This is a genomic window from Kitasatospora sp. NPDC059817, assembly GCF_042731835.1.
Lineage (GTDB): Bacteria > Actinomycetota > Actinomycetes > Streptomycetales > Streptomycetaceae > Kitasatospora.
On record NZ_JBHWIR010000096.1, the window covers coordinates 2971 to 28496 of the forward strand.

Here is a 25526-nt window from a genome sequence, read left to right on the forward strand (position 1 = left end):
GCGACCCCGGCGGCCCCCCCCGGAACACCGCGGCCCCCCCCCCCCCCCCGGCCCGGGGCCCCCCCCCCGCCGCCGGCGGGGCCGGCCGCCCCCGCCCCCCCCCGCTTCCGGAAGACTGCGCGCGGCGCACCGCGCGGACCCTGCGTGGTCAGTCGGCGGCGACGACGGTCGGCGTACCGGCCTCGACGCCCGCCTCCTGCATCTGCTCGGCGAGCTTGAGCGCCTCCTCGATCAGGGTCTCGACGATCTTCGACTCGGGGACGGTCTTGATGACCTCGCCCTTGACGAAGATCTGGCCCTTGCCGTTGCCGGAGGCGACGCCGAGGTCGGCCTCGCGGGCCTCGCCCGGGCCGTTCACGACGCAGCCCATGACGGCGACGCGCAGCGGCACCTCCATGCCCTCCAGGCCGGCGGTGACCTCCTCGGCCAGCTTGTAGACGTCGACCTGGGCGCGGCCGCAGGACGGGCAGGAGACGATCTCCAGGCCGCGCTGGCGCAGGCCGAGCGACTCCAGGATCTGGTTGCCGACCTTGATCTCCTCGGCCGGCGGGGCGGAGAGGGAGACCCGGATGGTGTCGCCGATGCCCTCGGCGAGCAGCGCGCCGAAGGCCACCGCGGACTTGATGGTGCCCTGGAAGGCCGGGCCGGCCTCGGTGACGCCGAGGTGCAGCGGGTAGTCGCAGGCGGCGGCCAGCTGGCGGTAGGCGTTGATCATCACGACCGGGTCGTTGTGCTTGACCGAGATCTTGATGTCGCGGAAGTCGTGCTCCTCGAACAGCGAGCACTCCCAGAGCGCGGACTCGACCAGGGCCTCGGGGGTGGCACGGCCGTACTTCTCCAGCAGGCGCTTGTCGAGCGAGCCGGCGTTGACGCCGATCCGGATCGGCACGCCGGCGCCCCGGGCGGCCTTGGCGATCTCGCCGACCTTGTCGTCGAAGGCCTTGATGTTGCCCGGGTTGACGCGGACCGCGGCGCAGCCGGCGTCGATCGCGGCGAAGACGTACTTCGGCTGGAAGTGGATGTCGGCGATCACCGGGATGTGGGACTTCTTGGCGATGATCGGCAGCGCGTCGGCGTCGTCCTGGGTGGGGACGGCGACCCGGACGATCTGGCACCCGGACGCGGTGAGCTCGGCGATCTGCTGCAGCGTGGCGTTGATGTCCGCGGTCACGGTGGTGGTCATCGACTGCACCGAGACGGGAGCGTCACCGCCGACCGGTACGTTGCCGACCATGATCTGCCGGGATACACGGCGCTTGGCGAGCGGCTTGAGCGGCAGGGACGGAATACCGAGCGAGATCGCGGTCATGTGCGCAGGGTTCCCCGGGGTTGAGGTGTGGTCGACCGCCCGGCCAGTGGGACGGCCGAGGCCGGGCACGCCTGGATCGCGCACCCGGCCTCCACGGTACGGCACGGCGCCGGACCCCAGCACACCCGCCGTACCCGAACGCTCTAGCTGATCTTCACCGGGTTCACCAGGTCGGCGACCATCACCAGCAGGGTGAAACCGATGAAGACGCTGGCCACGACGTACGCCACCGGCATCAGCTTGGCGACGTCGAAGGGGCCGGGATCGGGCCGCTTGAACAGCTGAGCGAATCGGCGGCGGACCGATTCCCAGACCGCGCCCGCGATGTGGCCGCCGTCCAGCGGGAGCAGCGGCAGCATGTTGAACAGGAAGAGCGAGAGGTTGATCCCGGCCAGGAGGTTGACGAACATCGCCACCCGCTGGCTGGCGGGCAGGTCCATGCTCACCAGTTCACCGCTGACCCGGGCGGCGCCGACCATGCCGATCGGCGAGTCCGGGTCACGCGGGGAGTCCCCGACGACGGCGTTCCACAGACCGGGGATCTTGCCGGGCAGCGCGGCCAGCGACTTCACCCCGTTCTCGGCCATGCCGACCATCCGGTCCAGGGACTGCCCGAAGCTCTGCTGGACGACCCCCTGCTTGGGGGTGAAGCCGAGGAAGCCCGCCTGCACGGTCTGGCCCTTGAGCGGCACGCCGTTGCCGTCGTACTTCTGCACGTCGTTGACGGCGATGACGGGTTTGAGGACGAGTTGCTGCCCGCCCCGGTCGACCAGGATCTCGACCTGCTGGCCGGCCGACTTCCGGATGTCCGCCTGGAGCTGGTCGTAGTCGCGGATCCGGTCCCCGCCGAAGGAGAGGACCTTGTCCCCCTGCCGCAGCCCGACCTCGTTGGCGGGGGTCTTGGGCGCGTCCGCGGGGCACACGTCGGTCGGCGAGCCGGCCTTGACCACGCACTGGGCGACCGAGCCGATGGTCGGCACCGCCGTCGAGACGCCGAAGCCCATCATGACCGTCAGGAACAGCCCGAAGGCCAGGACCAGGTTCATGAACGGCCCGGCGAACATGACGATGACGCGCTTCCACGGCTTGCGGGTGTAGAACAGCCGGTGCTCGTCGCCCTCCTGGAGCTCCTCGTAGGAGGCTTCCCGGGCGTCCTCGATCATGGTGCGCCAGGGGGAACTGCTGCGCTTGGTGATCCGGCCGTCCGCACCCGGCGGGAACATCCCGATCATCCGGATGTAGCCGCCCAGCGGGATCGCCTTGAAGCCGTACTCGGTCTCGCCCTTCTTCCGCGACCAGACCGTCGGGCCGAAGCCGACCATGTACTGCGGCACCCGGATGCCGAACAGCTTGGCCGTCGAGAGGTGGCCGAGCTCGTGCCAGGCGATCGAGACGAGCAACCCGACCGCGAAGACCAGGATGCCGACCACCGTCAAAACCATTGCCACCGCTGGCCCTCCGTCATGCCGCTCTGCTCGTCGTCTTGTCTTACCGCAGTCACGCCCAGCCGGACACCCGGTACGGGTGCACCCGGCCGGAAACGGCCCACGCCGTCAACCCGCCGCCGTCAGCCCGCCGCCAGCTCGCGGGCCCGGGCGCGGGCCCAGTCCTCCGCGTGCAGGACGTCCTCGACCGTCAGGGAAGTTCCCGGCACGGGCGTGCCGTGCTCGGCGACGACCTTGGCAACAGTGTCCACGATTCCCGTGAAAGCGAGGCGCCCCTTCAGGAACGCCTCCACGCACTCCTCGTTGGCCGCGTTGAAGACCGCCGGCGCGGTACCGCCCAGGGTGCCCACCTCGCGGGCCAGCTCCACCGCCGGGAAGGCCTCGTCGTCCAGCGGGAAGAACTCCCAGGTCGCGGCCTTGGTCCAGTCGCAGCCGGGGGCGGCGTCCGGCACCCGCTCCGGCCAGCCCAGACCCAGCGCGATCGGCATCCGCATGTCCGGCGGGCTGGCCTGCGCCAGCGTCGAACCGTCGGTGAACTCCACCATCGAGTGCACCACCGACTGCGGATGGACCACGACCTCGATCCGGTCGAAGGGCACGTCGTACAGCAGGTGCGCCTCGATCACCTCCAGGCCCTTGTTCACCAGGGTCGCCGAGTTGATCGTGACCACCGGGCCCATCGCCCAGGTCGGGTGCGCCAGCGCGTCCTGCGGCGTCACCCCGGCCAGCTGCTCACGCGTCCGGTTGCGGAACGGACCGCCGCTGGCCGTCACCACCAGCTTGCGGACCTCGGCCCGGGTGCCGCCCGCCAGCGCCTGGAACAGCGCCGCGTGCTCGGAGTCCACCGGCACGATCTGCCCCGGCCGCGCCACCGCCTTCACCAGCGGGCCGCCGACGATCAGCGACTCCTTGTTGGCCAGCACCAGCACCCGGCCCGCCCTCAGCGCGGCCAGCGTCGGCCGCAGCCCGATCGACCCGGTGATGCCGTTCAGCACCGAGTGGCACTCCATCGCGGCCAGCTCGGTCGCCGCGTCCGGCCCCGCCAGCACCGTCGGCAGCGCAGCACCCGCCGCCTTCGCCGCCAGCGCCGCGCGCAGCGCCGGCTCGGCCGCCGGGTCCGCCACCGCCACCGTGTGCACGCCCAGCCGCAGCGCCTGCTCGGCGAGCAGCTCCACCCGGCCGCCGGCCGCCGACAGGGCGACCACCCGGAACCGGTCCGGGTTGCGGAGCACCACGTCGATGGCCTGGGTGCCGATCGACCCGGTCGAACCGAGGATCACCAGCTCCCGGGGGCCGGAAGGGTCCTGCACGGTGGGCGTGAACCGCAGCTGCGGGTGGGCGAGCGAAGTCATGCGCCCATTGTGTCCTGCCCGGGGCCCCGCGCAGGACGCCTCCCGGCAGGACGCCGCCCCGCGCCCCGGGCTGCCGTCGGAGCCATGCGCACCGTCATCGCCGGGGGCCACGGACAGATCGCGCCGAAGCTCGCACGGCCGCTCGACGGCGACGCCACGGTCGAGGAGGCCGTCTCCGTCGCGGACGGACAGCGCGGCTGGGCCGACCTGGCCCCGGAACGGGCGAAGGGCCCGGTCACCGGACCGAGCCCTTCACTCACGGGTTCGCTCAGAGGTCGAGGCCGCTGAGGACCAGGACCTTCTCGACCGTGTAGTCGTCCATCGCGTACCGGACGCCCTCACGGCCGACACCGGAGTCCTTGACGCCGCCGTACGGCATGGGCGGGGCGCGTCGGGCGGGCGGTGCCGTGATCACCCCCCCCCCCGCAGCCGGCGCGGGGGGGGCCGTTCGGGCGGTGCGCGGGGTCGGGGTGAACACGCCCGCCTGCAGGCCGAACGCCGAGTCGTTGACGGCCGCGAAGGCCTCGTCCACGCCGTCCACCCGGTGCAGCGACAGGACCGGGCCGAACACCTCGGCCTTGGCCAGGATCGCGTCCGCGGGCAGCTCCGCCAGCACGGTCGGCGCGTAGGTCGCACCCTCGCGGCCCCCGCCGGCGAGCACCTTGGCGCCCTTGGCGACCGCGTCGTCCACCCAGGACTCCACCCGCTTCGCGGCGTTCTCGTCCACCAGCGGGCCGACGTCCGTCGCGTCGTCGTTCGGGTCACCGGTGACCTGCGCCTTGACCTTGGCCACGACCTTCTCCACCAGCGCGTCGTACACCGACGCGTCGGCGATCACGCGCTGCACCGAGATGCAGGACTGGCCGCCCTGGTAGTTGGCGAACATCGCGATCCGGGTGGCCGCCCAGTCCAGGTCGGCCTCCGAGGACCAGTCGGCGAGCACCACGGCCGCGGCGTTGCCGCCCAGCTCCAGGGTGCAGTGCTTGCGCGGCACCGAGTCCATGATCTGGTAGCCGACCTTGTCCGAACCGGTGAACGAGATCACCGGCAGGCGCTCGTCCTGCACCAGCGCCGGCATCCGGTCGTTCGGCACCGTCAGGATGCTCCACGAACCGGCCGGCAGGTCGGTCTCGGCCAGGATCTCGCCCAGCACCATCGCCGACAGCGGCGTCGCCGGGGCCGGCTTCAGGATGATCGGGGCACCGACCGCGATCGCCGGGGCGACCTTGTGGGCGACCAGGTTCAGCGGGAAGTTGAACGGGGCGATCCCCAGCACCACACCGCGCGGGAAGCGGCGCACCACCGCGAAACGGCCCACGCCGCCCGGGTCGGTGTCCAGCCGCATCGTCTCGCCGTTGGTCCGGCGGGCCTCCTCGGCCGCCCAGCGGAAGACCGACACCGCGCGGCCGACCTCACCACGGGCCCACTTGATCGGCTTGCCGTTCTCCGCGGTGATCAGCTGGGCGAGCTCCTCGGTGCGCTCGGCCAGGCGCTTGGCCACGTGGTCCAGCGCGGCGGAGCGGACGTGCGCCGGGGTGGCGGCGAAGACCGGCAGCGCGGCGACGGCGGCGTCCAGCGCCTCCTCGACCTGGGCCTCGGCCGGGATGCTCACCTTGCCGACCAGACGGCCGTCCCAGCTGTTGTGCACCTCGAAGTCGGCGTCGCCGCTCGCCCGTCGGCCGGCCAGCCAGAAATCGTACGTGGTGGTCACCGTGGTACCGGCCCTCTCCTCGTCGTCATCGGGCCCACGGGTGTGGGACCCGAACCCGAGGGTAGGTGGGGCGGCGCACCGACCGGATTGGCCGACTCGGAGCGTTCGCCCCCGACGCTGCTCCATCCCGTCCAGGGCCTCCCGGGCCGAGCCCGGACGGGGCCCTGCCCGGTACGGCTCGGTGCGGCCCGGGTGCGACCTACTCCTCGCCGGAGCGCAGCGCCAGCCACAGCTCCATCCGCACGTCGGTGTCGTCCAGCGAACGCCCCAGCAGCTCCTCGACCCGCCGCATCCGGTAGCGCAGCGTGTGCCGGTGCACCCCGAGATCGGCCGCCGCCGCGTCCCACTGCCCGTGCCGGGACAGCCACGCCCGCAGCGAGGCCACCAGATCGCCGCGGGCCGTCCGGTCGTGCTCGCGCAGCGGCCGCAGCAGCCCCTCGGCGAACGCCGTCACCGCGTCCTCGCCGAGCAGCGGCAGCAGCGACCCCGCGCCGACCTCCTCGTGGTCCACCGACCGTCGGCCACCGCGCAGCGCCACCGCCAGCGCCCGCTCGGCCTGCGCGTGCGCCGTCCCCGCGTCCTCCAGCGCGGCCGGCGCCGACACGCCCAGCGACAGGCCCTCGTGCTCCTCCACCACGCCCAGACAGGCCCGGTGCACCGCCCCGTTGTCCAGCGCCAGCACCATCAGCCGCGCCCCGTGCGCGCCGTCCTCCCGCGCCACCAGCAGCTTCTCGCCCACCCGGGCGCCCGCCTGCTCGGCCCGGTCGCCCAGCTCCCCGAGCGCCTCCGCGGCCTCCGCGTTCGGCCCGGCACCGGCCACCAGAACCCGTATCGTCCCCTCCGGCATACCGCCGAACAGCCCCAGCGCCACCTGGCGGGCCGTCGCCACCTCGCCCGCCAGCACCATCCGCAGCAGCGCCGCGCCCATCCGCTCCTCGGCCTGGCGCAACTCGCGCGAGCGCTCCAGCGTCAGGGTCAGCAGCGCCACCGCCGCGTTCAGCACGTACCGCTCGGTCGGGGTGATCCGGTCCTCGGTGCCCACCGCCAGGAAGCCCCGGGCCCGCCGGTCCGCCCCCAGCGACTGGACCACCACGTAGTCCTCGTCCGCCGTGTCGATCCCCGGCGCCCGCCCCTGCAACGCTGCGCTCGACGGCGCCGGACGCCGGCGCAGCCGGTCCACCTCCGCCGCCAGCCGCCCCGCCCGGCGCGCCGCCCAGTCCGGCGCCACCACCGACAGCGCCCCCGACCCGTCGTACAGCGCCGCCCAGCCGCCCAGCCGGGCCGCCAGCCGGCGCACCACCGCCGTCGTGCCGTCCTTGCCCAGCGCGGCCCGGGTCAACTCCTCCTGCGCCTCGAAGGAGGTCGTCACCGCCTCGTACTGCTCCGCGGCCAGCGCCGCCGACACCACCTTGCTGATCGCGATGAACGGCGTCGGCTCCGGCACCCGCAGCAGCGGCAGCCCCCGCTGCGCGGCCGCGTCCACCAGCGGCTGCGGCACCTCCGTGTGCGACAGCCCCACCCCCAGGCCCAGCCCCACCACCCCGGCATCGGCCAGCCGGTGCACATACGCCTGCAACTGGGCCGCCGTACGGCCCAGCTTGATCCCGGTGGTGAGCAGCAGCTCGCCACCCTCCAGGAACGGCGTCGGGTCGTCCAGCTCGCTGGTGTGCACCCAGCGGACCGGCCGCTCCAGGTGATCCGCGCCGGCGAGGACCGTCAGATGGAGCGAACTGTTACGGACAACGGAGGCGAGTGTGGGGGGCATGGCACCTTCGGGGGATCGACCTGACCGCGCCGTTGCGGCCGGGCGAGGAGAGGGCAATGGGACAAGTGAGAGTCTCTCCCCCTCATTATGGACGCTCCGGACAACCGGCACTGCCGAATCCACCGTGAAGGCGAGCTTCCGCCCCGCGCCCCGTCAGCCCCGAAGATCCACCAGCAACGGCGGCACCTGCTCCCCCGACACCGCGGTCAACGACACCACCGCATGCCCCGCCGGCAGCGCGTGCGCCAGATCCGACGGCGACCAGCGCAGGCGCTCCACGTCCCGCGTCGTCACCGACTCCGTCTGCGCCGCCGTCCCCGACAACGCCCGCCGCCCCAACCGCCCGGCCCGCCGCACCACGCCACCCGAGGTGTCGGGCGTGTGGGTCACCGCGGTCTCCTGCACCAGGTGCGTCCCCCAGGCCTCCGAGAACAGCCGGCCGTCCCACGGCGCGATCCCCGGGAACGCCATCCGGCAGCCGACCGCGCCGAACAACGGCGCCCGCAGCGCCTCCGGCAGATCCACCAGCGTGCGCAGCAGCAGCACCGCGCCCGCGTTCACCCCCCGCATCCGCTGCACCCCGCGCACAGCGGTCGCGTCCAGCGCCGCCGACGCGTCGTCCACCACCAGGCCCGCGAACAGCGAACGGTCCGTACGGGCCCCCGCCGCCTGCACGAACTGACCCACCACCAACCGGGACAGCATCCGCGCGGCCTCCGGATGGCTGCGCTCCGGCAACTTCACCCGTACCCGCAACGGATGGTCCAGCACCCGCATCGCGAACGGGGGCCGCCCCGTGCCGTCCGTCGCGAAGGCGCCCTCGAAGGCCGGCCGGTCCAGCAGCGCCAGCCGGTCCGCCAGCAGCGCCCCGGGATCGTCCGCCCGGCCGCGCTGACGCTCCCGGTGCTCCAGGTCCCGCTCGTACACGGCCAGCCGGCCCGCCACCCCGAGCGCCTTCACCAGAGCCGCCAGCACGTCCGGCTCACCGGCCAGCAGCGCCCGCAGCTCCCGCACCCCCGGATAGCGGGCGTACGCGGCGTGGAACGGGCCCACCACCTGCTGCAGCGCCGTCCGGGCGTTCTCCGCGCGCGCCGTCAACTCGTCCGGCAGCAGCGCCTCGGCCAGCCGGGCGGCCGCCTCGTCCGGATCCTGCGCCGCACCGTAGAGGTCCAGCCCGTACACCGACGCCGGATCACCGGGCGCGATCACCACGTCGTACCAGGCGTCCGGGCCCAGATCCGCGTCCGCCGCCCCCACCACCACCACACACGCGGTACCGGCCAGCGCCTGCAGACACAACGCCTCCGCCACCGGCCGCGCCAGCCGCGCCGTCTTCCCCGTCCCCGCCGGACCCACCGCCAGCAGCGACGTGCCCAGCAGCGCCGGATCCAGCGCGAACCCGGCCGCCCGATGACTCAGCGGGTTCTTCGGCACGTCCTGGGCCGTCCCCAGGCAGACCTGGCCCAGCAGCAGATCGTGCCGCTCAGCCCGGTCCGCCAGCTCCCGCGACTCCGAAGGGTGCGCGAAGGCCGCCCCACCGCGCGCCACCACCTGCTCGACGAAGGCCGGCACGAACGCCGGATCCGCCTGCGCCGACTCCCACGCCCGCTGGATCCGCACGTAGTCGACGTCCCCGACCGCCTCCCGCTCCAGCCGCCCCGCCGCCTCAGCCGCCCCGCCCTGCCGCAGCCCGCCCCACGGGTCCAGCCGCCGCACCACCTGGGCCACCGCCACGCCCTCCTCGGCGGGCTGCTCCTGCGTCACCGCCCGCGACAGCAACGGCGACACGTACCGCCGCCACACCTCGGGCCAACGGCCCATCCGGCCGAAGAGCTTGATGACGACGCCGATCACGAGCGCGTTGGCCACCAGCAGCGTGAACATGGCCTCGGACTCGGACGGCGACGCGAGCGGGCCGATGCCGGCCTGTCCGCCGAACCACACGAGCACGTACATCAGAAGCTGCGTGCCGTAGAGATAGGCGAACCACCCCACCACCGCGTTGAGGCCCGCCCGTAGGAGCAGCGGCCAGGCCGCGACCTGGGCCGCCTCCGCCCGTTCCGGGTCGAGCGGGCGGTAGCCCAGCCGGTAGACGCCGGGTTCGGCTTCCGGGCGCGGGGCCGCGGCCCAGGTGGGGAGGTCGAAGGCGGGGGCCCCGTCGGTGCGGGTGCCGGGCCGTTGGCGGGGCATGGGGGCCGGGGGTCCGGTGGTGGTCCGATCGGTGTGGTGGTGTGCCCCGTCGTGCGCCATGTACGGCCCCGCTCCCTCGCCCGCCCGGCCCGATCGCCGTCGGTGCCGCCATACCCATGCCGCCGTACCGGCGACACGCCCGCGCTCAATGTAGTGGAGCGGGGCCTGCTGGCAGTCGCACCACCCGCGCTGGCCGTGCCGGACAAGTCGGACGGCTCAGTGCTACCGAGTGGCGCATGCCCGGCCGGGGAGGGCGGCCGTAGCCTGCGAAGCACCGAGCCGAGAAGTCTGGAGAACCCCATGAGCGCCGCAACGCCGCTCCCGCAGGAGCGCCGCCTGGTCACTGCGATCCCCGGTCCGAAGTCGCAGGAGCTGCAGGCCCGCAAGCTGGGTGCGGTGGCGGCCGGTGTCGGCACCACCCTGCCGGTGTACGTGTCCCGTGCCAACGGCGGCGTGCTGGAGGACGTGGACGGCAACTCGCTGATCGACTTCGGCTCCGGCATCGCCGTGACGAACGTCGGCAACAGCGCCGAGGCCGTGGTGGCGAAGGCGAGCGAGCAGCTGGCCGCTTTCACCCACACCTGTTTCATGGTGACCCCGTACGAGGGTTACGTGGCGGTCGCCGAGCAGCTGAACGAGCTGACCCCGGGTGACCACGACAAGCGCACCGCGCTGTTCAACTCGGGCGCCGAGGCGGTCGAGAACGCGGTGAAGGTGGCCCGCGCCTACACCAAGCGCACCGCCGTCGTGGTGTTCGACCACGGCTACCACGGCCGTACGAACCTGACCATGGGCCTGACGGCGAAGAACATGCCGTACAAGCAGGGCTTCGGCCCGTTCGCCCCGGAGATCTACCGGGTGCCGGTGGCCTACCCGTACCGCTGGCTGACGGGTGCGGAGAACTGCGCCGCCGAGGCCGCCGCGCAGGCGATCGAGATCATCAACAAGCAGATCGGCGCCGAGAACGTCGCCGCGATCATCATCGAGCCGATCCAGGGCGAGGGCGGCTTCATCGAGCCGGCCAAGGGCTTCCTGCCGGCGATCGTGGAGTACGCGAAGGCGAACGGCATCGTGTTCGTCGCGGACGAGATCCAGACCGGTTTCTGCCGTACCGGCCAGTGGTTCGCCTGTGAGGACGAGGGCATCGTCCCGGACCTGATCACCACCGCGAAGGGCATCGCCGGCGGTCTGCCGCTGGCGGCGGTGACCGGTCGCGCCGAGATCATGGACGCCGCGCACGCGGGCGGCCTGGGCGGCACCTACGGCGGCAACCCGGTGGCCTGTGCGGCCGCGCTGGGCGCCATCGAGACGATGAAGGAGCAGGACCTCAACGGCAAGGCGCAGCGGATCGGCGAGATCATGCTGGGCCGCCTGCGGGCGATGCAGGAGAAGTTCGACATCATCGGCGAGATCCGCGGCCGCGGCGCGATGATCGCCGTCGAGCTGGTGAAGCCGGGCGGCAAGGAGCCGAACGCGGAGGCCACCGCGGCCATCGCGAAGGCCTGCCACGCCGAGGGCCTGGTGGTGCTGACCGCCGGCACCTACGGCAACGTGCTGCGCTTCCTGCCGCCGCTGGTCATCGCGGAGCACCTCCTGGCCGAGGGCCTGGACATCCTGGAGGGCGCTTTCACCGCCGTCTGAACGGTATCGCCCGTCAGGTCGTGAACCCCCTCCGGAGGGTTGTCCGGACAGCGCTGAACGGCCCGTGGGGACCTCTGGTCCTCGCGGGCCGTTCGGTTGTCACCGGCCGGTCGGACGGGCCCGACGCCCGGTCGGGCCAGGTCGTCGGGGCTCCCGGAGGGCCGCCCGGGGCGGGGTGAAGATGATGTGGGGAATCGCTGAAGGCGCTCGGTGCGGAAGGGCTGTTGACGTAGTGTCATCACCGATGGACAGCGAGCCGCAGCCATGGGCGGAGCCGCTTGCGGGGTCGCCCCCGACGGCGGGTCCGCATGCGTGCCGCGAGGACAACCAGGCCGCCCCGGGAGGGGTGGCGTCCACCGAAGACCGATCGACCGACCGTCCGACCCACACCCCCCGGGGCGCACGGAACGGCGATCATCAGAGCCGCCCCGGAGCTCTCCCCCCTGCTCCGGGGCGGCTGTCCGGCGTTCCGGGCCGGGTGGCCCGTTCGGTGGCCGTGCCGCTGACGGCGGTGGTCGTCCTGTTGTTGGTGTCGTGGCAGGTGGCGGCGGACGGCCCGCTGCTCGGATGGGACCGCGCGGTCCGCGGAGCCGTCCGGAGCGCCCACCGGGACCACCCCAGCGTGCTGCTGGACCAGCTGGGCCAGGTCCTGTCCGACCTGGGCGACAGCGTGCCCGCGATCCCGGTGCTGTTGGCGGCCGGCGTGCTGGCCGCGTGGCGGTGGCGCCGGACGGGGGCGGCGGGGCGCTGGTGGCTGCCGCTGCCGGTGGCGGCGCTGACCGCCGGACTGATCCCGCTGCTGGTGGTGCCGGCCAAGGCGGCGTTCGCCCGGCCGGGCCCGCTCGGTGATCCGCTGACGCCGGGGCAGTGGGGCTGGTACCCGTCCGGGCACACCGCCACCGCGTCGCTCTCGTACGGGGTGGCGGCGCTGCTGCTGGTGCGGGTGGCGGGGCCGTGGGCGGCGCGCCTGCTGACGGCGGGCGCGGGGCTGCTGGCGGTGGGCGTCGGCGCGGGGCTGGTGTGGAGCGACTTCCACTGGCTGCTGGACGTGGTGGCCAGCTGGTGCCTGGCCGCCCTGGTGCTGTGGGGGCTGGCCCGGTGGCTGCCCCGGCCGGGCGGCGGGGGCGGCGGCGGTCAGGCCTCGGGGTCGTCGTTGCGGTGAACGAGGCCGGTCTCGCCGTTGTCGCGGTGCCATTCGATGACGAGTTCGTCGCGGGCGCCGAAGCGGACGAGGTGGCGGCCGACGACGTCCTCCAGACCGGGCAGGTTCTCCCGCTCGCCCTCGACGGTGAGCAGCAGCGCGTCGGGCCGGGCTTCCAGGGTGGCGGTGCCGGCGCCGAAGACCAGGGTGCCGCGGCCGGTCTCCTCGGAGAAGGTGGCCTCGATCTTGCGGCCCATGTGGGCGGCGAGCTGCTTGGCGTAGCGGGTGGGGCGGTCGGTGGTGACGCGGGCTTCGGAGCGGGGCACGGGCCCTCCAGGATCCTGGGAGGGAACTTAGGGTCCCCTCAGTTGGGGCTACGCTAACCCAAGTACTGAGCCAAGCTCAACATTTTTCTCCGGGTGCCGTCCGCTGTCGGCCGCCGGCCCCGGACCGGCCGATACCCTGGGGCGGACGCCTGCCGAGGAGACCGCCGATGACCACCACGCCGACCGACCCGGCGGACCCCTCCCCCGGCCCGCCCGGCGCCCCTGCCGAGGCGACCGCCTCGGACACCACGGCTTCGGACGCGGCCTCGGACACCGCCGCCTCGGACACCACGGCCTCGGACACCGCCGCCGAGCTGGCCGACACGATGACCAGGGCGATCAAGCGGATCCGTCGGCAGACCGGGTGGCGGCTGGAGCCGTACGGCATCACCCCCGGCCAGGCCCGGGCGCTGAACACCCTGGCCCACGCGCCCGGCTGCGAGCTGCCGGACCGCGCGATGCGGCTGAGCGACCTCGCCGAGCGGCTGCACATCGCCCCGCGCTCGGCGACCACCGTGGTCGACGCACTGGAGGAGGCCGGCCTGGTCGAGCGCAGGCCCGATCCGGCCGACCGGCGGGCGGTCCGGATCCTGCTGACCGAGGCGGGCCGCGCAGCGGTGGAACGGATCGGGCAGGTCCGGCACGAGGTGGCCCAGGAGTACTTCGGCGAGGTCGGTCCCGACGAGCAGGAAGTGCTGCTGCGAGTGCTGCGCGCCGCCGAGGCCCGCTTCCTCGCAGCCGGTCCACCACCGCGGACGGCGCCCCCGGGCACAGCACGGTGACGCGGGAGCGGTCGGCTGCGCTGGGCGGCCCGCCGCGTTAGACCCCGTCCCGGCCCGTCCCGGCCTGCCCTGCCCCTAGGTGGCGAGGCCGATCACCAGCCACATGAACCCCACCCCGGCGACGGTGCAGAGCAGGGTGCTGCGGGAGGGGTGCGGGCTGTGGGCCTCCGGGAGGATGTCGGAGGTCGCCAGGTAGAGCAGGAACCCGGAGAAGAAGCCGAGGTAGAGGCCGAGCAGGTGCTCGGGGATGGTGAAGGCCAGGGTGATCGCGGCGCCGGACACCGGGGCCAGCGCGTCCGCCGCGAGCAGCGTCAGCGCCCGCCGCCGGTTGTTCCCGTAGAGCCGGGTGATCGTGTACGTGTTGAAGCCGTCGGCGAAGTCGTGGGCGACGACGGCGATGGCGACGACCGTTCCGACCGTGGTGCCGGCCTGGAAGGCGGCACCGATCGCGAAGCCGTCCATCACGCTGTGCCCGACCAGGGCCAGCGCGGCGGTCAGGCCGACGCCCTGGCGCCCGGCGTGGTGGGCGTGCGCGTGCTGGTGGCCATGGGTGTGCTCGGCGTACTCGCTCTCGTGACCGCGGTGGATGGCGACCGCGCGCTCGACCACGTGGATGGTGAGGAAGCCGACCGCGAACATCAGCAGCGCCTGCGGCACGCCGTGCACCTCGTCCGGTGCCTGGCGCATGGCCTCGGGCAGCAGGTCGAAGGCGACCACGCCGAGCATGAGGCCGGCGGCGAAGCCGAGCACGAGGTGGCGGCGGTCGCCGGTGCGTTGGGCGACGAAACCGCCGATCAGGGTCATCAGGAACGCCCCGGCGGCGACCAGGACGGCGGTCACCGGGCCGCCTCCGGGTGGGTCGATCCGCTGTGCGGGCGCCGGCGGGTGCCGCCGTGTGGTCTGCCGGGCGCTCTGCCCATTCCTCTCCCCCTGGGGTCCGCCCGTGGCCGGGCCGACCGCCGACCGTATCGGACGACCGTTCGACGGTGATCGCCCGGGGTGCCGCTGCTCCGCCGGTGCCCGTTCCCCAGCCTCGGGTCGGGTGCGGGGGCGCGCCCGCCGGGCGGTCCGTCGGGGTGAGCTGCGAAGACGGGGACGGGGACGAGGGTGGGGGCGGGGACCGGAGGTGGGGTCAGCGGCCTGCGGCGAGGGGCAGGCCGAGGTGGGTGCGGGCGAGTTCGCTCACGCCGTCGCCGTCGACCAGGTGGATGTGGCGGTGGCTCTCCTCGCCCGTGAGGTCGAGGGCCTCGTCGGCGAAGCGGCCGGTGGTCAGCCGCAGGCCGCGCTCGGCGGACTCCTCCTGAACGGCCTCGGCCAGGGTGACGATCTCCTCCGCGCTGACCGGCGCGGCGCCCCGGGAGGCCCAGACCACCCAGCGGCCGGGCAGCGCACTGCCCGGGGCCCCCTCGCCGGTGGCGACCAGTCCGGCCGGGCCGCGCAGCCGCACGCTCCACTCGGCGAGCCCGCCGCGGGTGAGCAGGTCGCGCACCAGCTGGGCGAACTCGTTCGCGGACAGGTCGGGTGCGGCCGGTACGGCGGCACCCGCCTGCGCGGCGGGCTGCACGCCCACGCGGCCGTACGGGTCCGGGGTGACGGCGGCGCCGAGCTGGCGCAGCCGGACGAGCGCCTCGTCCTGCTCGGCGTCGGCGTAGACGCCTTCGTCGTCGCGCTCCTCGTACGGGGTGGCGGGCGGCAGCAGCCGGGTGCGGGCCAGTGCGTCGCGGTCGGCGTCCACGCTGACCAAGCACAGCGGTTCGGCGGTGCCGGGCTCGCGCAGCCAGCCGTTGAGCACGACGCCCGCGAGTATCTCGTCGGTGTCGACGGCGTCGGCGGCCTGGAGGGCGCGCAGGGCGAGCCGGGCGACCAGGCGCAGATAGTCGGTGGCCCGGTCCGCCGGCGGGCGCGGGACCGGGACGATGTCGCCGTCCGGGGCGAGCCGGTAGCCGGTGAGCGAGGGCACCAGGTCGAGCGGCGGCAGGTCGAGGTCCAGCACGGCGGTACGGGTGAGCGGGCGGAAGACCGCCCGGCAGGGGGCGGGCAGGTCCTGGGTGGCGGTCTCGGCCGCGGCGAGCGCCCGCTCCAGCAGTGACTCCACGGCGGCCGGCTCGGACAGCCGGTAGGCCCGTCGGCACTCCTCCAGGCTCTCGTTGTACTCGCGCACGGCGCGGGCCCGGGCCTCCTCGGCCGCCTCGTGGACGCGCCGGGACTCGTCTGCGGCCGGGTTGTCGGCCTCGGCCCGGCGGGTGCGCCACTCGCGCAGGGAACGCTGGTGGGCCAGCCGGGCCTGGGCGAGTTCGCGCTGGTAACCGGAGTCGAGCAGGCGACGGGCCGGGGCGCCGTCGGGGTCGGCGGTGGCCGACCCGGCGGGCGCGAAGTCCGCCCAGCGGGGCTCGGCCTCGCTGCCGGTCTCCGGCCCGTCGGCCGGGTAGGGGCGGGGCTCGTAGTGGCGCAGCTGGCTCTCGAAGTCCATGGCCGAGACGGGCAGTGCGGCCCGCCGGAGCAGGTCGGCCAGCCGGTCGTGCTCAGCCTGAACGGTGAGCGTGCGGTGGTGGGTCAGGGCGGCGGCCCGGCCGTGGGCGGCGATGGACTCCTCGGGCTCGGCCGGGCCGTCGCCGGACGCACCGTCGCCGGACCCGCCACCACCGGACGCGCCGTCACCGGGCATGCCGTCACCGGGCGTACCGGGGGCGGCCGGGCCGGGGTCGGCGGCGTCCGGGTCCAGGCCCTGGCCCTGTCCCTGGTCGGTGTTGAACTCTCTGAAGACCGAGGCGAGGAAGCCCGGCCGGGGGAACTGGACGGTGGCGGTGCCGTCGGGCTGGCCGTCTGCTGAGTGCTGCATCGGTCGTCGTTCCCCCATGCTCGTCCGGCGCCTGCCCGGGGCGGCCGGCGACCCTGCGGCCCGCCCCTGCCGGACATTGTCCACCGAACGGGCGGCAGTGGTCAGCCCAGCCTCTCAGTTGGTCCGGGTGTTGGTCAGGTGCAGGCCGATGTAGCCGACATAGATCCGGCCACTGCCCGAGCAGTCGTCCAGGTAGTGCAGCCGAGGCGCGGTACGGCCGCCGCCGATCCGCAGGTGTGCGCCCATGAAGGCGCGCCGGGAGGCGTCCACGCTCTCCGGGACGGGCAGCATCCGTTCGCGCTTCCACTTGGTGTGGCTGAACACCGTCCGGGACTCCCCGCGCACCGCCTTGCGGGGCGGGAAGTGGTGGCAGCCCTCCGGGGTGTGCTCGCACCACTGCTTGAAGTCGCCGCCGGCCGCGCCGCGGACCGCCGCCTCGGCGTACTCCTGAAGGGCGGTCAGCCCGTCCCAGGCGAGCCGGGCCCAGCCCGCGCCGGAGCACCGGAGCCCGTCCAGGGCGAGCGCGTTCTTCTGGTCACCGGTGAAGGTCAGCAGCGTGAACTCGTCGATCCTGGCCATGAGTTCGGTGAAGGTCTCCGGTTTTCCGGGCCGGGCGGACGGCTTGGCGGCGAAGTGCCCGGCGGCGCCCTGGAGGATGCAGTGGCGCCCGGTGAGGGCACGGGAGCCGGCCCGTACGTGGCCGTCCCGGCCGTCGTGGCGCTCGCGGAGCTCCGGACGGTCGCGGCCCTCATGACCCTCGCGGCCGTCCTGCTTGTCCCGGCTGTCCCGACCCACGCGGTTGTCCCGGCGCTCGTGCCGCAGGGTGCGCCGGACCCGCTCCAGCTCGTCGGCCCTGGCCTGCTGCTCGGCGCGGTCCTGCTGCTCCTCCCGGACGAGCGCGGCCAGCTCGGCGCGGGCGGCGGCCGGGTCCCCGGCCGGGCTGACGGCCGCGCGGGGCGGCGCCGGGGCGACCCGCAGCACCGGGACGGCCGCCAGCGTGGGTGGCAGCGGCAGGTCGGCGGCGAGCCGACGCGGCTCGCGGGCGAGCAGCCCGGCCGCGCGGCGGAGGTCCTGCTCTATTCGCCCCCGGGCGAGCACCGGGTGCCGGGCGCCGTCGCACCGGGAGGCGGGGTCGACCTCGGGTAGGTAGGTGCGCACCGCTCCGCCGTAGACGCTGTGGTACTCCAGCGCGACGTTGAACCCGGTCCGGGCGCCCGGGTCCAGGACGTAGGCGGTGGCCAGGCCGGGCAGCTGGTGGCAGAGCGGGCGGACGACGTCCTCGACCCAGCGTTCGAGCGGGAGGTTCACCGGGACGCTGGCGACCACGACGGGCAGCCGGCGCTCCGGGTCGCAGAGCTCGTCGATCAGGCCGTCGACCTCGCCGGCGGTGATCACCCGGGGGGCCGGGTGGACTGCGGCCGGGCCGTCGGTGGCGTCGAGCAGCGGCAGGAGGGTGCGGGCGAGTTCGGGCACCGGCACCCGGCAGGGCGTCCGCACGCCGTTGCCGGTGCTGTGCGTCTCGGCCTCCAGCCGGACCCAGGTGGGGCCGTCGGCCGCGGTGGCCACGGTCAGGGTGAGCTGCTGGGTGCCGTGCGGGGTCGGGGTGCGCAGGCGCCGGCGGTCGTAGCGGCCGGCGGCCGGGCCGCCGCGCAGCGGGCCCTGGTCGCGGTCGAGCAGGACGCGGTCGCCCAGGCGCAGTCGCTCGGCGGCGGGGGCCGATCGGGGCTGCGTCGGTCCGGACGTCGTCAGCCCAGGGGGCGTCAGTTCGGGCGGTTTCGGTCGGGTTGGAGGCGTCCCCGTCGAGGCCGGTCCGGCCGGGGGCGGCCCGGTGAGGGCACGGGGAGCCGGCGGGGGCTCCTCGCAGCCTTCCTGTTTCAGCCAGGCGGCGAGCTGCTCGTCGGCCAGGGCGACGGCCTCGCGGTGCGGGAGGGTGGTGGTGACGGTCATCCGGTAGGGCGTCGCGGGGCCGGTCAGGTCGGCGCCGGCGGGCGACGAAAAGCGGTCTGAGGTCATGCGCATACCTCCGTGGTGCGGGGTGGGGTCTGGTGTCCTCCATCGATGGGTTATTCGTCCGGTTCGGCCGGATCCTTGCCCAGGAAACGCCACGGCCCGGAGCGGAAGTTCCAACTCCGGGCCACGTCAATACGTTCGGGTGAATCTGCTCAAGCCGTGCACCGCGTGGCGCGGCTCCCGGGCCCGCCCCCTCGTCGCCGGACGGCGGACGGCGGGCGACGGGGCACGGGTGACAGAGCCGGAGCAGCCCTGGTCAGGCCTCAGCAGGTCAGGCCTCGGCGGGCCGGGCGCCACTGCGACTCCACGCGGGCTCCGCGACCGGCACCGCCAACGGGCAACCGGCCGGGGCGGCGTAGCTCGCGATCAGCACCACGGGCTCGTCCCCGAGGTTGCGCCCCACGTGGACGTGGACCGGTCCGGCCTCCTCGACCAGCGAGTCCCCGGCCCGGCTGACCTCGACCCGGCCATCGTGCAGGGTCCGGGTCAGCGTCCCGGACAGCACCACCACGTCCACCCGGCCCGGGTGGTAGTGCCAGCCGGTGCTGGCCCCCGGCGGCAGGGTGACGGTCTGGACGACGGGCATCTCGGGGCGGCTTCCTGCTCGACGACCGGACCAGGCTAGGCACGCCCCGCAAGGCTCCGAAACGGATCGGCCGCGATCTGGCCGAATAGGTGGCCGAAAGCGCCGCCGCCCGCCTGCTCCGGTATCAGACCGGCACCTCGACGTACGTCCGGCCGGCCGGGACCGCGACGGCGGTACCGCCGGTCGCCTCGGCCAGCCAGGCGTGGAAGGCCGACACCTCCGGCTGCGGCACGCCCACCTCGATCCGCACCCCGGCCGGCTCGTAGGCCAGGTCGCTCACCGTGTAGCCGGCCGCCCGCAGGTCGTTCTCCACCCGCCCGGCGCGCACGTGGTCGGCCGTCACCGCGAGCAGGGCCACCGGCCGCCGCTCCAGCAGACCGATCTCGTCCACCGCCTCGGACACCGCGTTCCCGTACGCCCGCACCAGGCCGCCCGCGCCGAGCTTGATGCCGCCGAAGTACCTGGTCACCACGGCGGCGGTGTCGGTCAGGCCGCGCCGGCGCAACACCTCCAGCATCGGCACCCCGGCGGTGCCGCCGGGCTCGCCGTCGTCGCTGGAGCGTTCGCGGCGCTGCTCGTCGCCGACCACGAAGGCGGTGCAGTTGTGCCGCGCGTCCCAGTACTGCTTGCGGATGCCGGCGATGAAGGCCTGCGCCTCCTCCTCGTCGGCGACCCGGGCGAGGTGGCAGATGAACCGGGACTTCTTGATCTCGGTCTCGTGGCTGCCGGCCCGCCGGATGGTGAGGTACGGCCTGGCGGTCGGTTCCGGCGTGGCGGACATGACGCGGTGGTTCTCCCGGAAACGGCGACGGCTGGCGGCGCACACCCCGGGCGTCCCGGGGCGGCACCGCCAGCCTAGGCCCTGGCCGGGCTTCGTCGGCCGGTCGCGGGGTCAGCGCCCGGCCAGGGCGTCCAGCCGGGCGCGGTCCAGGCCGGTCAGCGCGGTGACCTCGGCCGGGTCGACGGCGCCGCAGTCCAGGCCGCGCAGCAGGTAGCCGCTGAGCGCCCGGGCGGTGGCCGGCTCGTCCATCACGTCGCCACCCGCCTTGGCGACGTACGCGGCCAGCCGGGCTGCGGCGGCCGCCAGGCCCTCGCGGTAGAAGGAGTACACCGCGACGTAGCGGGTCGGCAGGTGCGCCGGGTGCATGTCCCAGCCCTGGTAGTAGGCGCGGGCCAGCGAGCGGCGGACCAGGTCGTGATGCAGCTTCCAGGCGGCGTGCACCTGTTCGGTGGAGCCGGTCGGGATGACGTTGGTCGAGCCGTCGGAGAGTCGGACGCCGGTGCCGGCTGCGGCCACCTGCATGACCGCCTTCGCGTGGTCGGCGACCGGGTGGTCCATGCTCTGGTGGGCCGCGCTGACGCCGCAGGAGGCGCTGTAGTCGAAGGTGCCGTAGTGCAGCCCGGTGGCGCGGCCTTCGGCGGCCTCGATCATCCGGGCCACGGTGGCCCGGCCGTCCGGGCCGAGGATGGCCTGCGTGGTCTCGATCTGGATCTCGAAGCCGATCCGGCCGGCGGGCAGCCCAGCGCGGCACTCGAAGTCCTCCAGCAGCCGGACCAGCGCGGTGACCTGCTCGGCGTAGGTCACCTTGGGCAGGGTGAGGACCAGGCCGTCCGGCAGGCCGCCGCCGGCCAGCAGGGTGGCCAGGAACAGTTCCAGGGTGCGGATGCCGCGGTCACGGACGGCCGCCTCCATGCACTTGATCCGGATGCCGAGGTACGGCGGCGCGGCATCCTCGGCCACGGCGGCGGCGACCAGTTCGGCGGCGCGGACGGCGGCGGCGTCCTCCTCGGCGTCCGGGCGGGGTCCGTAGCCGTCCTCGAAGTCGATCCGCAGGTCCTCGACCGGCTCGCGCTCCAGCTTGGCGCGGACCCGGGCGTGCACGTCGGCGAGCAGCTCGTCGTCGGCCAGGCCGAGGGCGCGGGCCAGCTCGGCGGGGGTGCCGGCGTGGGTGTCGAAGGCCTCCAGAGCCTGGCGGCCCCACTCCCGTACGGTGTCGGCGGCGAAGGCGTCGGCCGGGACGTAGACGGTGTGCACCGGCTGCCTGGTACCGGTGTCGCCGGGGTAGCGGCGCGCCAGGTCGGCGTCGACCGGGGCGAGCAGCGCCTCCACGGCGGCGCGGGCGGCGGCGGAGAAGGAGGCCCCGCCCGTCGGTCCGTTACCGTCGACCTCGACCTGCGACATCCGCACTCCTCCACGCCGGACCAGCACTTCAACAATTTGTTGAGGAGAAGGTAGCTCCGGCCGGATCGGGCGTCAACGGCCGACCGAGCGGTGGACGGAGAAGCGTTCGACGGAGGAACGTTCCACGGGGCGTCCGGCCGAGGCGGCCCTGGTCAGTCCCTCCCGGCGGCGGCGTAGCGGTCGCGCAGCTGCGGGTAGAGCTCGGCGACGTCCTTGGGGTGGACCGAGCCGTCCGGACGGTTGCCGGTGACGCCGTACTGCTTGGTCAGCCACTCGGCGAGGCGCTGCGGGTCGGGCTGGTGCTCGTGGTTGTCCATGTAGCTGACCAGCGCGTCATAGGCCAGGTCCGGATCCAGCCGGGACGGGGCCGAGCGCGGCGCGGACTCCTCGTCGTGGACGGGTGGCTGCTCGGCCGCAACGAACTGCTCGCCGTGGACGGGCTGCTCGGCCGGAGCGGGCTGCCCAGCCGGAAGGGGCTGCCCCGGGTGACGGGGCTGCGGCTCGGCGGCGAACCCCGCCTCCTGGGCGACCTGGGCCTGGGGCTGCTGCGGGAGGACCGGCTCCTCGGCGACCGGACGCGGGGGCTTGAACCACGGCGAGGCCTGGCCGGGCACCCGCCCGCCGGGGGCGGCGTCGGACGGGTGGCCCGTGGTGCGCACCGGGCGCTCGGTCCACACGTTCAGCTCCTCGCGGTGCGGCTGCGGGGCCTCCTCCGCCACGCCGTTCGGCTCCTGCGCGGCACGCAGCCGGACGGCTGCCAGCTTCGCCAGCATCGGCGCGGCCACCTCGGCGGACATCGGCGCGACGGCGACCGGAGCCGGGGCCGCGGCCGGTTCGGGCTGGGGCTGGGGCTGGGGCTGGGGCTGGGGCTGGGGCTGGACGTGGGTCTGAGCCTGGGCCTGGGATTGGGGCTGGACCTGCGGTATCTGCTGCGCCTGCCGGGCCGGCTCCGGGCGGGCCGAAGCGGGGGCGGCGGCGACGGGAGCCGCGGGGGCGGCGGCCTCGGCCGGGGCGATGGCCGTGGCGGCGCGGCCGTCCTGCCGCTGGAGCTCCAGTGCCTCCTTCTCCGCCAGAGCCTCCCGGGCCTCGCGCTCGCGCGCCTCCTCGTCCAGACGGTCGAACAGCGCCGGGTCCAGCGGCACCCCGTACTTGGCCAGCTTGAGCGGCAGCAGGGCCTGGATCGGCGCCGAGCGGCGCCAGCCGCGGCCGTACCGGAAGCGCAGCTGCGCCCGGTAGACCAGGCGGTTCTGCTCCAGCCGGACGACCTCGTCGTAGGAGCGCAGCTCCCAGAGCTTCATCCGGCGCCAGAGCTTGAAGGTCGGCACCGGGGAGAGCAGCCAGCGCATCATCCGGACCGAATCCATGTGCCGGTCGACCGTGATCGCCGCGATCCGGCCGACCGCGTGCCGGGAGGCCTCGACCACGACCACGAAGAGCACCGGGATGACGGCGTGCATCCCCATGCCGAGCGGATCGCCCCAGGAGGCGGCCGCGTTGAAGGCGATGGTGGCGACGGTCAGCACCCAGGCGGTCTGCCGCAGCATCGGGAAGGGAATCCGCAGCCAGGTCAGTACCAGGTCGAGCGAGAGGAGCACGACGATGCCGGCGTCGACGCCGATCGGGAAGGCGTAGGAGAAGGCCCCGAAGCCCTTCTCCTGGGCCAGTTCGCGCACCGCGTTGTACGAGCCCGCGAAGCCGATGCCCGAGATGATGCAGGCGCCGGCCGCGACCAGGCCGAGCAGGCCCCGATGGGCCTTGGTGAGCGTTGGGCGTGCCATTACGTCTATCAACCCCTGGATGTCGGCTGCTGCCGTACGCTGCCTCGGCTGCCGGTTCCCGCTTGTCGGGGCGCCGGACGGCTGAGCGACCTCCGGGCTCGGCCCACCGGAGTTTACTCGTACACCTGTTTCAGCGTTTCCGCAGCCTGGCGTGTCACCGTCCGGGGCTGACGACCCGCCCGCCGTGGACCGGGCGGATCGTCAGCCCTTCGGCCCGGCCGTTCCGTTGAGGTAGGTCAGCACCGCGAGCACCCGGCGGTTGGCGTCCTCGGCGGGGGCCAGTTCGAGCTTGGTGAAGATGTTGGCGATGTGCTTGGCCACCGCACCGTCGCTGACCGCCAGACGGGCGGCGATTGCCGAGTTGGAGCAGCCCTCGGCCATCAGCTCCAGCACCTCGCGCTCGCGCGGGGACAGCCGCAGCAACGGGCCGGGCCGACGCGAGGTGATCTGCATCAGCTTCGCGATCACGTCCGGGTCCATCGCCGTTCCGCCGGCCGCCACCCGGCGGACCGCGTCGATGAACTGGTCGGCGTTGAACACCCGGTCCTTCAGCAGGTATCCGATCCCGCCGGTGCCGTCGGCCAGCAGCTCGCGCGCGTACAGCTGCTGAACATGCTGCGACAGCACCAGCACCGGCAAGCCCTGGATCTCCTTGCGGGCCTTCAGCGCCGCCTGCAGCCCCTCGTCGGTGAGCGTCGGGGGCAGCCGGACGTCGACCACGGCCACGTCCGGCCGGTGGGTCAGCAACGCCTCCAGCAGTTCGGGGCCCGTCTCCACGGCCGCGGCGATGGTGAAACCGTGCGCCTCCAGCAGTCGGATCAGGCCTTCGCGAAGGAGGTAGAGGTCCTCGGCGAGGACAACTCGCACGGCAGCTCCAAGGTGATGGTGGTCGGACCGCCCGACGTGCTGTCGATGGCGAGGACACCGTCGAAGGTACCCAATCGCCGCTCGATCCCGCGCAGGCCGGTGCCCCGGGACGGATCCGCCACGCCCACCCCGTCGTCCGTCACCGTGATCCGCAGGAGCCCGGCCCGGTACAGGATGTCCACCCACACCTGCTCCGCCCCGGAGTGCTTGGCCGCATTGGCCAGCAGCTCGCAGATGCTGAAGTAGGCCGCCGCCTCCACCGGCGCCGGCGGACGGTCCGGCAGGCTCACGCACACCTCGGTCGGCAGGGCGCTGTCCAGCGCCAAGGCGCGCACGGCGTCGCCCAGTCCACGCTCGGCGAGCACCGGCGGGTGAATGCCGCGGACCAGGTCCCGCAGCTCCTGGAGCGCCCGGGCCGAGGACTGCCGCGCCTCGGAGAGCAGTTCCCGGGCGGCCGCCTGGTCGGTGTCCATCAGGTGCTCGATCGTGCCCAGCGTCATCCCTATCGCGACCAGCCGCGCCTGCGCGCCGTCGTGCAGGTCCCGCTCGATCCGCCGCAGCTCCGCCGCCTGGTCGCCGACCGCGTCCGCCCTGGTCTCGGTCAGCTCGGCCACCCGCCTGGTCAGCTGGGCGTGCGTCGCCCGGCCGTCCTGGTCCAGCACCCGGCGGGCCGCCTCGGCGTACCCGCGCACCGCGTACGGCGCCACGAGCACCCCGACCGCCACCATGCCGAGCCCGAGCACGGCGCTCAGCAGGACCGACACCAGGCGTGCGGGCACCGGCCCGAACCCGTCCACAGACAGCGGCGTCAGGATGCAGGCCACGCCCAGCACCATCAGGACGGCCACCGGGCCCGCCAGCGCCACCACCAGGGCGGGGCTGATGGCCAGCCAGGCCACCTCCGATCGGGTCGTCCGGTCCCGGGCGCCCCAGTGCAGCAGTTGCGCGTACTTCGCGACCATCCGGGAGCGGTGGTACGAGTAGCCCGTCCACCAGTGCCCGCGTTCGTCCAGCTCCAACGCGGGCCGTGGCTGGTACACGGCCGGCAGGCGGATGCCGTACCAGCGCTCCAGCTGCTGGCGCGTCCGGCTCGCCGTGCGGCGCACGAACAGAGCCGCCACCAGGGCGCCGGCGACGGCCGCCACCGCGAGGCCGAACAGGACCACCGGGTAGTAGGAATCCTGGAAGACCGAGGCCGTGACCCCACCCGCCGCCATCGCCGCCCCCACCGGCAGCACCAGCCCCGGCACCGCGCCCACCACCAGGAGAGCCAGCCGCGCCAGCCCCTGGCCGCCCGACGCGACGGCCGCCTCGGTCTGCGCGCGCACCGTCGCACCGCTCGTTCGACTCGCTGTTGCCACGGAAGCTCCTGATGCCGGTCTCGATCGTCCTCCACAAGTGTTCACGAACGACCCGCTCCAGGCACTGGCCATGCCACCCCAATTGCGAGGTGGTCCTAGCACCACCTGCGGGTGGACATAGCCCGAGCGGATTATTGAGATTGTCTGGAAATGCAAAGAACCCCCATCCGGTTTCCCGGATGGGGGTTCTCTGTGAATGATTGTTCGGCGGCGTCCTACTCTCCCACAGGGTCCCCCCTGC

At 74.1% G+C, this 25526-nt stretch carries 20 protein-coding genes; 4 read left to right on the top strand and 16 right to left on the bottom strand.

What is annotated here, in order from left to right; translation table 11 throughout:
- Nucleotides 1-148: 148 nt before the first annotated feature.
- The 3 genes from ispG to dxr form a co-directional block, all read right to left on the bottom strand.
- On the bottom strand, nucleotides 149-1309 hold the full coding sequence (gene ispG, locus ACFV61_RS20965) for a flavodoxin-dependent (E)-4-hydroxy-3-methylbut-2-enyl-diphosphate synthase (protein ID WP_063347631.1): 1161 nt from the start codon (nucleotides 1307-1309) through the stop codon (nucleotides 149-151).
- A gap of 143 nt (nucleotides 1310-1452) precedes the next feature.
- Nucleotides 1453-2757 carry an RIP metalloprotease gene (locus ACFV61_RS20970; protein ID WP_107452864.1) on the bottom strand — a complete coding sequence of 435 codons (1305 nt, stop codon included), beginning with the start codon at nucleotides 2755-2757 and terminating at the stop codon, nucleotides 1453-1455.
- A 119-nt stretch (nucleotides 2758-2876) separates the two neighbouring features.
- On the bottom strand, nucleotides 2877-4106 hold the full coding sequence (gene dxr / locus ACFV61_RS20975) for a 1-deoxy-D-xylulose-5-phosphate reductoisomerase (protein WP_063347633.1): 1230 nt from the start codon (nucleotides 4104-4106) through the stop codon (nucleotides 2877-2879).
- Nucleotides 4107-4190: 84 nt separating this feature from the next.
- Here dxr and ACFV61_RS20980 point away from each other — a divergent pair, with 84 nt between their 5' ends.
- Complete coding sequence (locus ACFV61_RS20980; RefSeq protein ID WP_380493209.1) at nucleotides 4191-4394, top strand: hypothetical protein; 204 nt, start codon at nucleotides 4191-4193, stop codon at nucleotides 4392-4394.
- On the opposite strand, the gene ACFV61_RS20985 is transcribed toward ACFV61_RS20980, so the two are convergent.
- From ACFV61_RS20985 to ACFV61_RS20995, 3 genes are all read right to left on the bottom strand, one after another.
- A complete protein-coding gene (locus ACFV61_RS20985; protein WP_380493211.1) occupies nucleotides 4375-5817 on the bottom strand; it encodes an aldehyde dehydrogenase family protein in 1443 nt (480 codons plus the stop codon). The two genes, ACFV61_RS20980 and ACFV61_RS20985, sit on opposite strands and share 20 nt — an antisense overlap.
- Before the next feature lie 199 nt (nucleotides 5818-6016).
- Complete coding sequence (locus tag ACFV61_RS20990) at nucleotides 6017-7582, bottom strand: PucR family transcriptional regulator (protein ID WP_063347636.1); 1566 nt, start codon at nucleotides 7580-7582, stop codon at nucleotides 6017-6019.
- 153 nt (nucleotides 7583-7735) lie between these two features.
- Nucleotides 7736-9772 carry an ATP-binding protein gene (locus ACFV61_RS20995; RefSeq protein ID WP_380493213.1) on the bottom strand — a complete coding sequence of 679 codons (2037 nt, stop codon included), beginning with the start codon at nucleotides 9770-9772 and terminating at the stop codon, nucleotides 7736-7738.
- 300 nt (nucleotides 9773-10072) lie between these two features.
- Here ACFV61_RS20995 and gabT point away from each other — a divergent pair, with 300 nt between their 5' ends.
- Together gabT and ACFV61_RS21005 are read left to right on the top strand one after the other, a co-directional pair.
- Nucleotides 10073-11413: a 4-aminobutyrate--2-oxoglutarate transaminase gene (gabT, locus tag ACFV61_RS21000; protein WP_380345341.1), complete on the top strand. Its 1341-nt coding sequence runs from the start codon at nucleotides 10073-10075 to the stop codon at nucleotides 11411-11413.
- Nucleotides 11414-11903: 490 nt separating this feature from the next.
- Nucleotides 11904-12575: a phosphatase PAP2 family protein gene (locus tag ACFV61_RS21005; protein ID WP_380493215.1), complete on the top strand. Its 672-nt coding sequence runs from the start codon at nucleotides 11904-11906 to the stop codon at nucleotides 12573-12575.
- On the opposite strand, the gene ACFV61_RS21010 is transcribed toward ACFV61_RS21005, so the two are convergent.
- Nucleotides 12548-12880, bottom strand: a complete 333-nt coding sequence (locus ACFV61_RS21010) for a DUF2218 domain-containing protein (protein WP_063347639.1) — start codon at nucleotides 12878-12880, stop codon at nucleotides 12548-12550. The genes ACFV61_RS21005 and ACFV61_RS21010 overlap by 28 nt on opposite strands.
- Nucleotides 12881-13047: 167 nt before the next feature.
- Between ACFV61_RS21010 and ACFV61_RS21015 the strand changes: the two genes are divergently transcribed.
- On the top strand, nucleotides 13048-13662 hold the full coding sequence (locus ACFV61_RS21015) for a MarR family winged helix-turn-helix transcriptional regulator (protein ID WP_380493217.1): 615 nt from the start codon (nucleotides 13048-13050) through the stop codon (nucleotides 13660-13662).
- Between the two features lie 75 nt (nucleotides 13663-13737).
- On the opposite strand, the gene ACFV61_RS21020 is transcribed toward ACFV61_RS21015, so the two are convergent.
- From ACFV61_RS21020 to ACFV61_RS21060, 9 genes are all read right to left on the bottom strand, one after another.
- Nucleotides 13738-14466 (bottom strand): ZIP family metal transporter, encoded by a 729-nt coding sequence (locus ACFV61_RS21020; protein ID WP_063351112.1) that lies wholly within the window; start codon nucleotides 14464-14466, stop codon nucleotides 13738-13740.
- Nucleotides 14467-14794: 328 nt separating this feature from the next.
- Nucleotides 14795-16501: a restriction endonuclease gene (locus ACFV61_RS21025; RefSeq protein WP_380493219.1), complete on the bottom strand. Its 1707-nt coding sequence runs from the start codon at nucleotides 16499-16501 to the stop codon at nucleotides 14795-14797.
- A 114-nt stretch (nucleotides 16502-16615) separates the two neighbouring features.
- Nucleotides 16616-18514: a hypothetical protein gene (locus ACFV61_RS21030; RefSeq protein ID WP_380493221.1), complete on the bottom strand. Its 1899-nt coding sequence runs from the start codon at nucleotides 18512-18514 to the stop codon at nucleotides 16616-16618.
- Between the two features lie 268 nt (nucleotides 18515-18782).
- On the bottom strand, nucleotides 18783-19097 hold the full coding sequence (locus ACFV61_RS21035; protein WP_079135597.1) for a cupin domain-containing protein: 315 nt from the start codon (nucleotides 19095-19097) through the stop codon (nucleotides 18783-18785).
- A gap of 124 nt (nucleotides 19098-19221) precedes the next feature.
- Nucleotides 19222-19878, bottom strand: a complete 657-nt coding sequence (locus ACFV61_RS21040) for a YigZ family protein (protein WP_063347643.1) — start codon at nucleotides 19876-19878, stop codon at nucleotides 19222-19224.
- A gap of 111 nt (nucleotides 19879-19989) precedes the next feature.
- Nucleotides 19990-21279 carry a DUF6986 family protein gene (locus tag ACFV61_RS21045; RefSeq protein ID WP_380428533.1) on the bottom strand — a complete coding sequence of 430 codons (1290 nt, stop codon included), beginning with the start codon at nucleotides 21277-21279 and terminating at the stop codon, nucleotides 19990-19992.
- 152 nt (nucleotides 21280-21431) lie between these two features.
- Nucleotides 21432-23057 carry a DUF2637 domain-containing protein gene (locus tag ACFV61_RS21050; protein ID WP_380493222.1) on the bottom strand — a complete coding sequence of 542 codons (1626 nt, stop codon included), beginning with the start codon at nucleotides 23055-23057 and terminating at the stop codon, nucleotides 21432-21434.
- Nucleotides 23058-23258: 201 nt separating this feature from the next.
- A complete protein-coding gene (locus ACFV61_RS21055) occupies nucleotides 23259-23924 on the bottom strand; it encodes a response regulator transcription factor (protein WP_063347646.1) in 666 nt (221 codons plus the stop codon).
- Nucleotides 23876-25285: a sensor histidine kinase gene (locus ACFV61_RS21060; protein WP_279634894.1), complete on the bottom strand. Its 1410-nt coding sequence runs from the start codon at nucleotides 25283-25285 to the stop codon at nucleotides 23876-23878. Before ACFV61_RS21060 ends, ACFV61_RS21055 begins: the two co-directional genes overlap by 49 nt.
- Nucleotides 25286-25526 lie beyond the last annotated feature (241 nt).

Excerpts from the sequence above, each read along its gene's own strand:
- ACFV61_RS21015 (WP_380493217.1), top strand. The coding sequence starts at position 13,048 with ATGACCACCACGCCGACCGACCCGGCGGACCCCTCCCCCGGCCCGCCC.
- ispG (WP_063347631.1), bottom strand. The coding sequence starts at position 1,309 with ATGACCGCGATCTCGCTCGGTATTCCGTCCCTGCCGCTCAAGCCGCTC.
- ACFV61_RS21050 (WP_380493222.1), bottom strand. The coding sequence starts at position 23,057 with ATGGCACGCCCAACGCTCACCAAGGCCCATCGGGGCCTGCTCGGCCTG.
- ACFV61_RS21020 (WP_063351112.1), bottom strand. The coding sequence starts at position 14,466 with ATGACCCTGATCGGCGGTTTCGTCGCCCAACGCACCGGCGACCGCCGC.
- gabT (WP_380345341.1), top strand. The coding sequence starts at position 10,073 with ATGAGCGCCGCAACGCCGCTCCCGCAGGAGCGCCGCCTGGTCACTGCG.
- ACFV61_RS20990 (WP_063347636.1), bottom strand. The coding sequence starts at position 7,582 with ATGCCCCCCACACTCGCCTCCGTTGTCCGTAACAGTTCGCTCCATCTG.
- dxr (WP_063347633.1), bottom strand. The coding sequence starts at position 4,106 with ATGACTTCGCTCGCCCACCCGCAGCTGCGGTTCACGCCCACCGTGCAG.
- ACFV61_RS20995 (WP_380493213.1), bottom strand. The coding sequence starts at position 9,772 with ATGCCCCGCCAACGGCCCGGCACCCGCACCGACGGGGCCCCCGCCTTC.
- ACFV61_RS21045 (WP_380428533.1), bottom strand. The coding sequence starts at position 21,279 with ATGTCGCAGGTCGAGGTCGACGGTAACGGACCGACGGGCGGGGCCTCC.
- ACFV61_RS21025 (WP_380493219.1), bottom strand. The coding sequence starts at position 16,501 with ATGCAGCACTCAGCAGACGGCCAGCCCGACGGCACCGCCACCGTCCAG.
- ACFV61_RS21035 (WP_079135597.1), bottom strand. The coding sequence starts at position 19,097 with ATGCCCGTCGTCCAGACCGTCACCCTGCCGCCGGGGGCCAGCACCGGC.
- ACFV61_RS21030 (WP_380493221.1), bottom strand. The coding sequence starts at position 18,514 with ATGACCTCAGACCGCTTTTCGTCGCCCGCCGGCGCCGACCTGACCGGC.
- ACFV61_RS21040 (WP_063347643.1), bottom strand. The coding sequence starts at position 19,878 with ATGTCCGCCACGCCGGAACCGACCGCCAGGCCGTACCTCACCATCCGG.
- ACFV61_RS20980 (WP_380493209.1), top strand. The coding sequence starts at position 4,191 with ATGCGCACCGTCATCGCCGGGGGCCACGGACAGATCGCGCCGAAGCTC.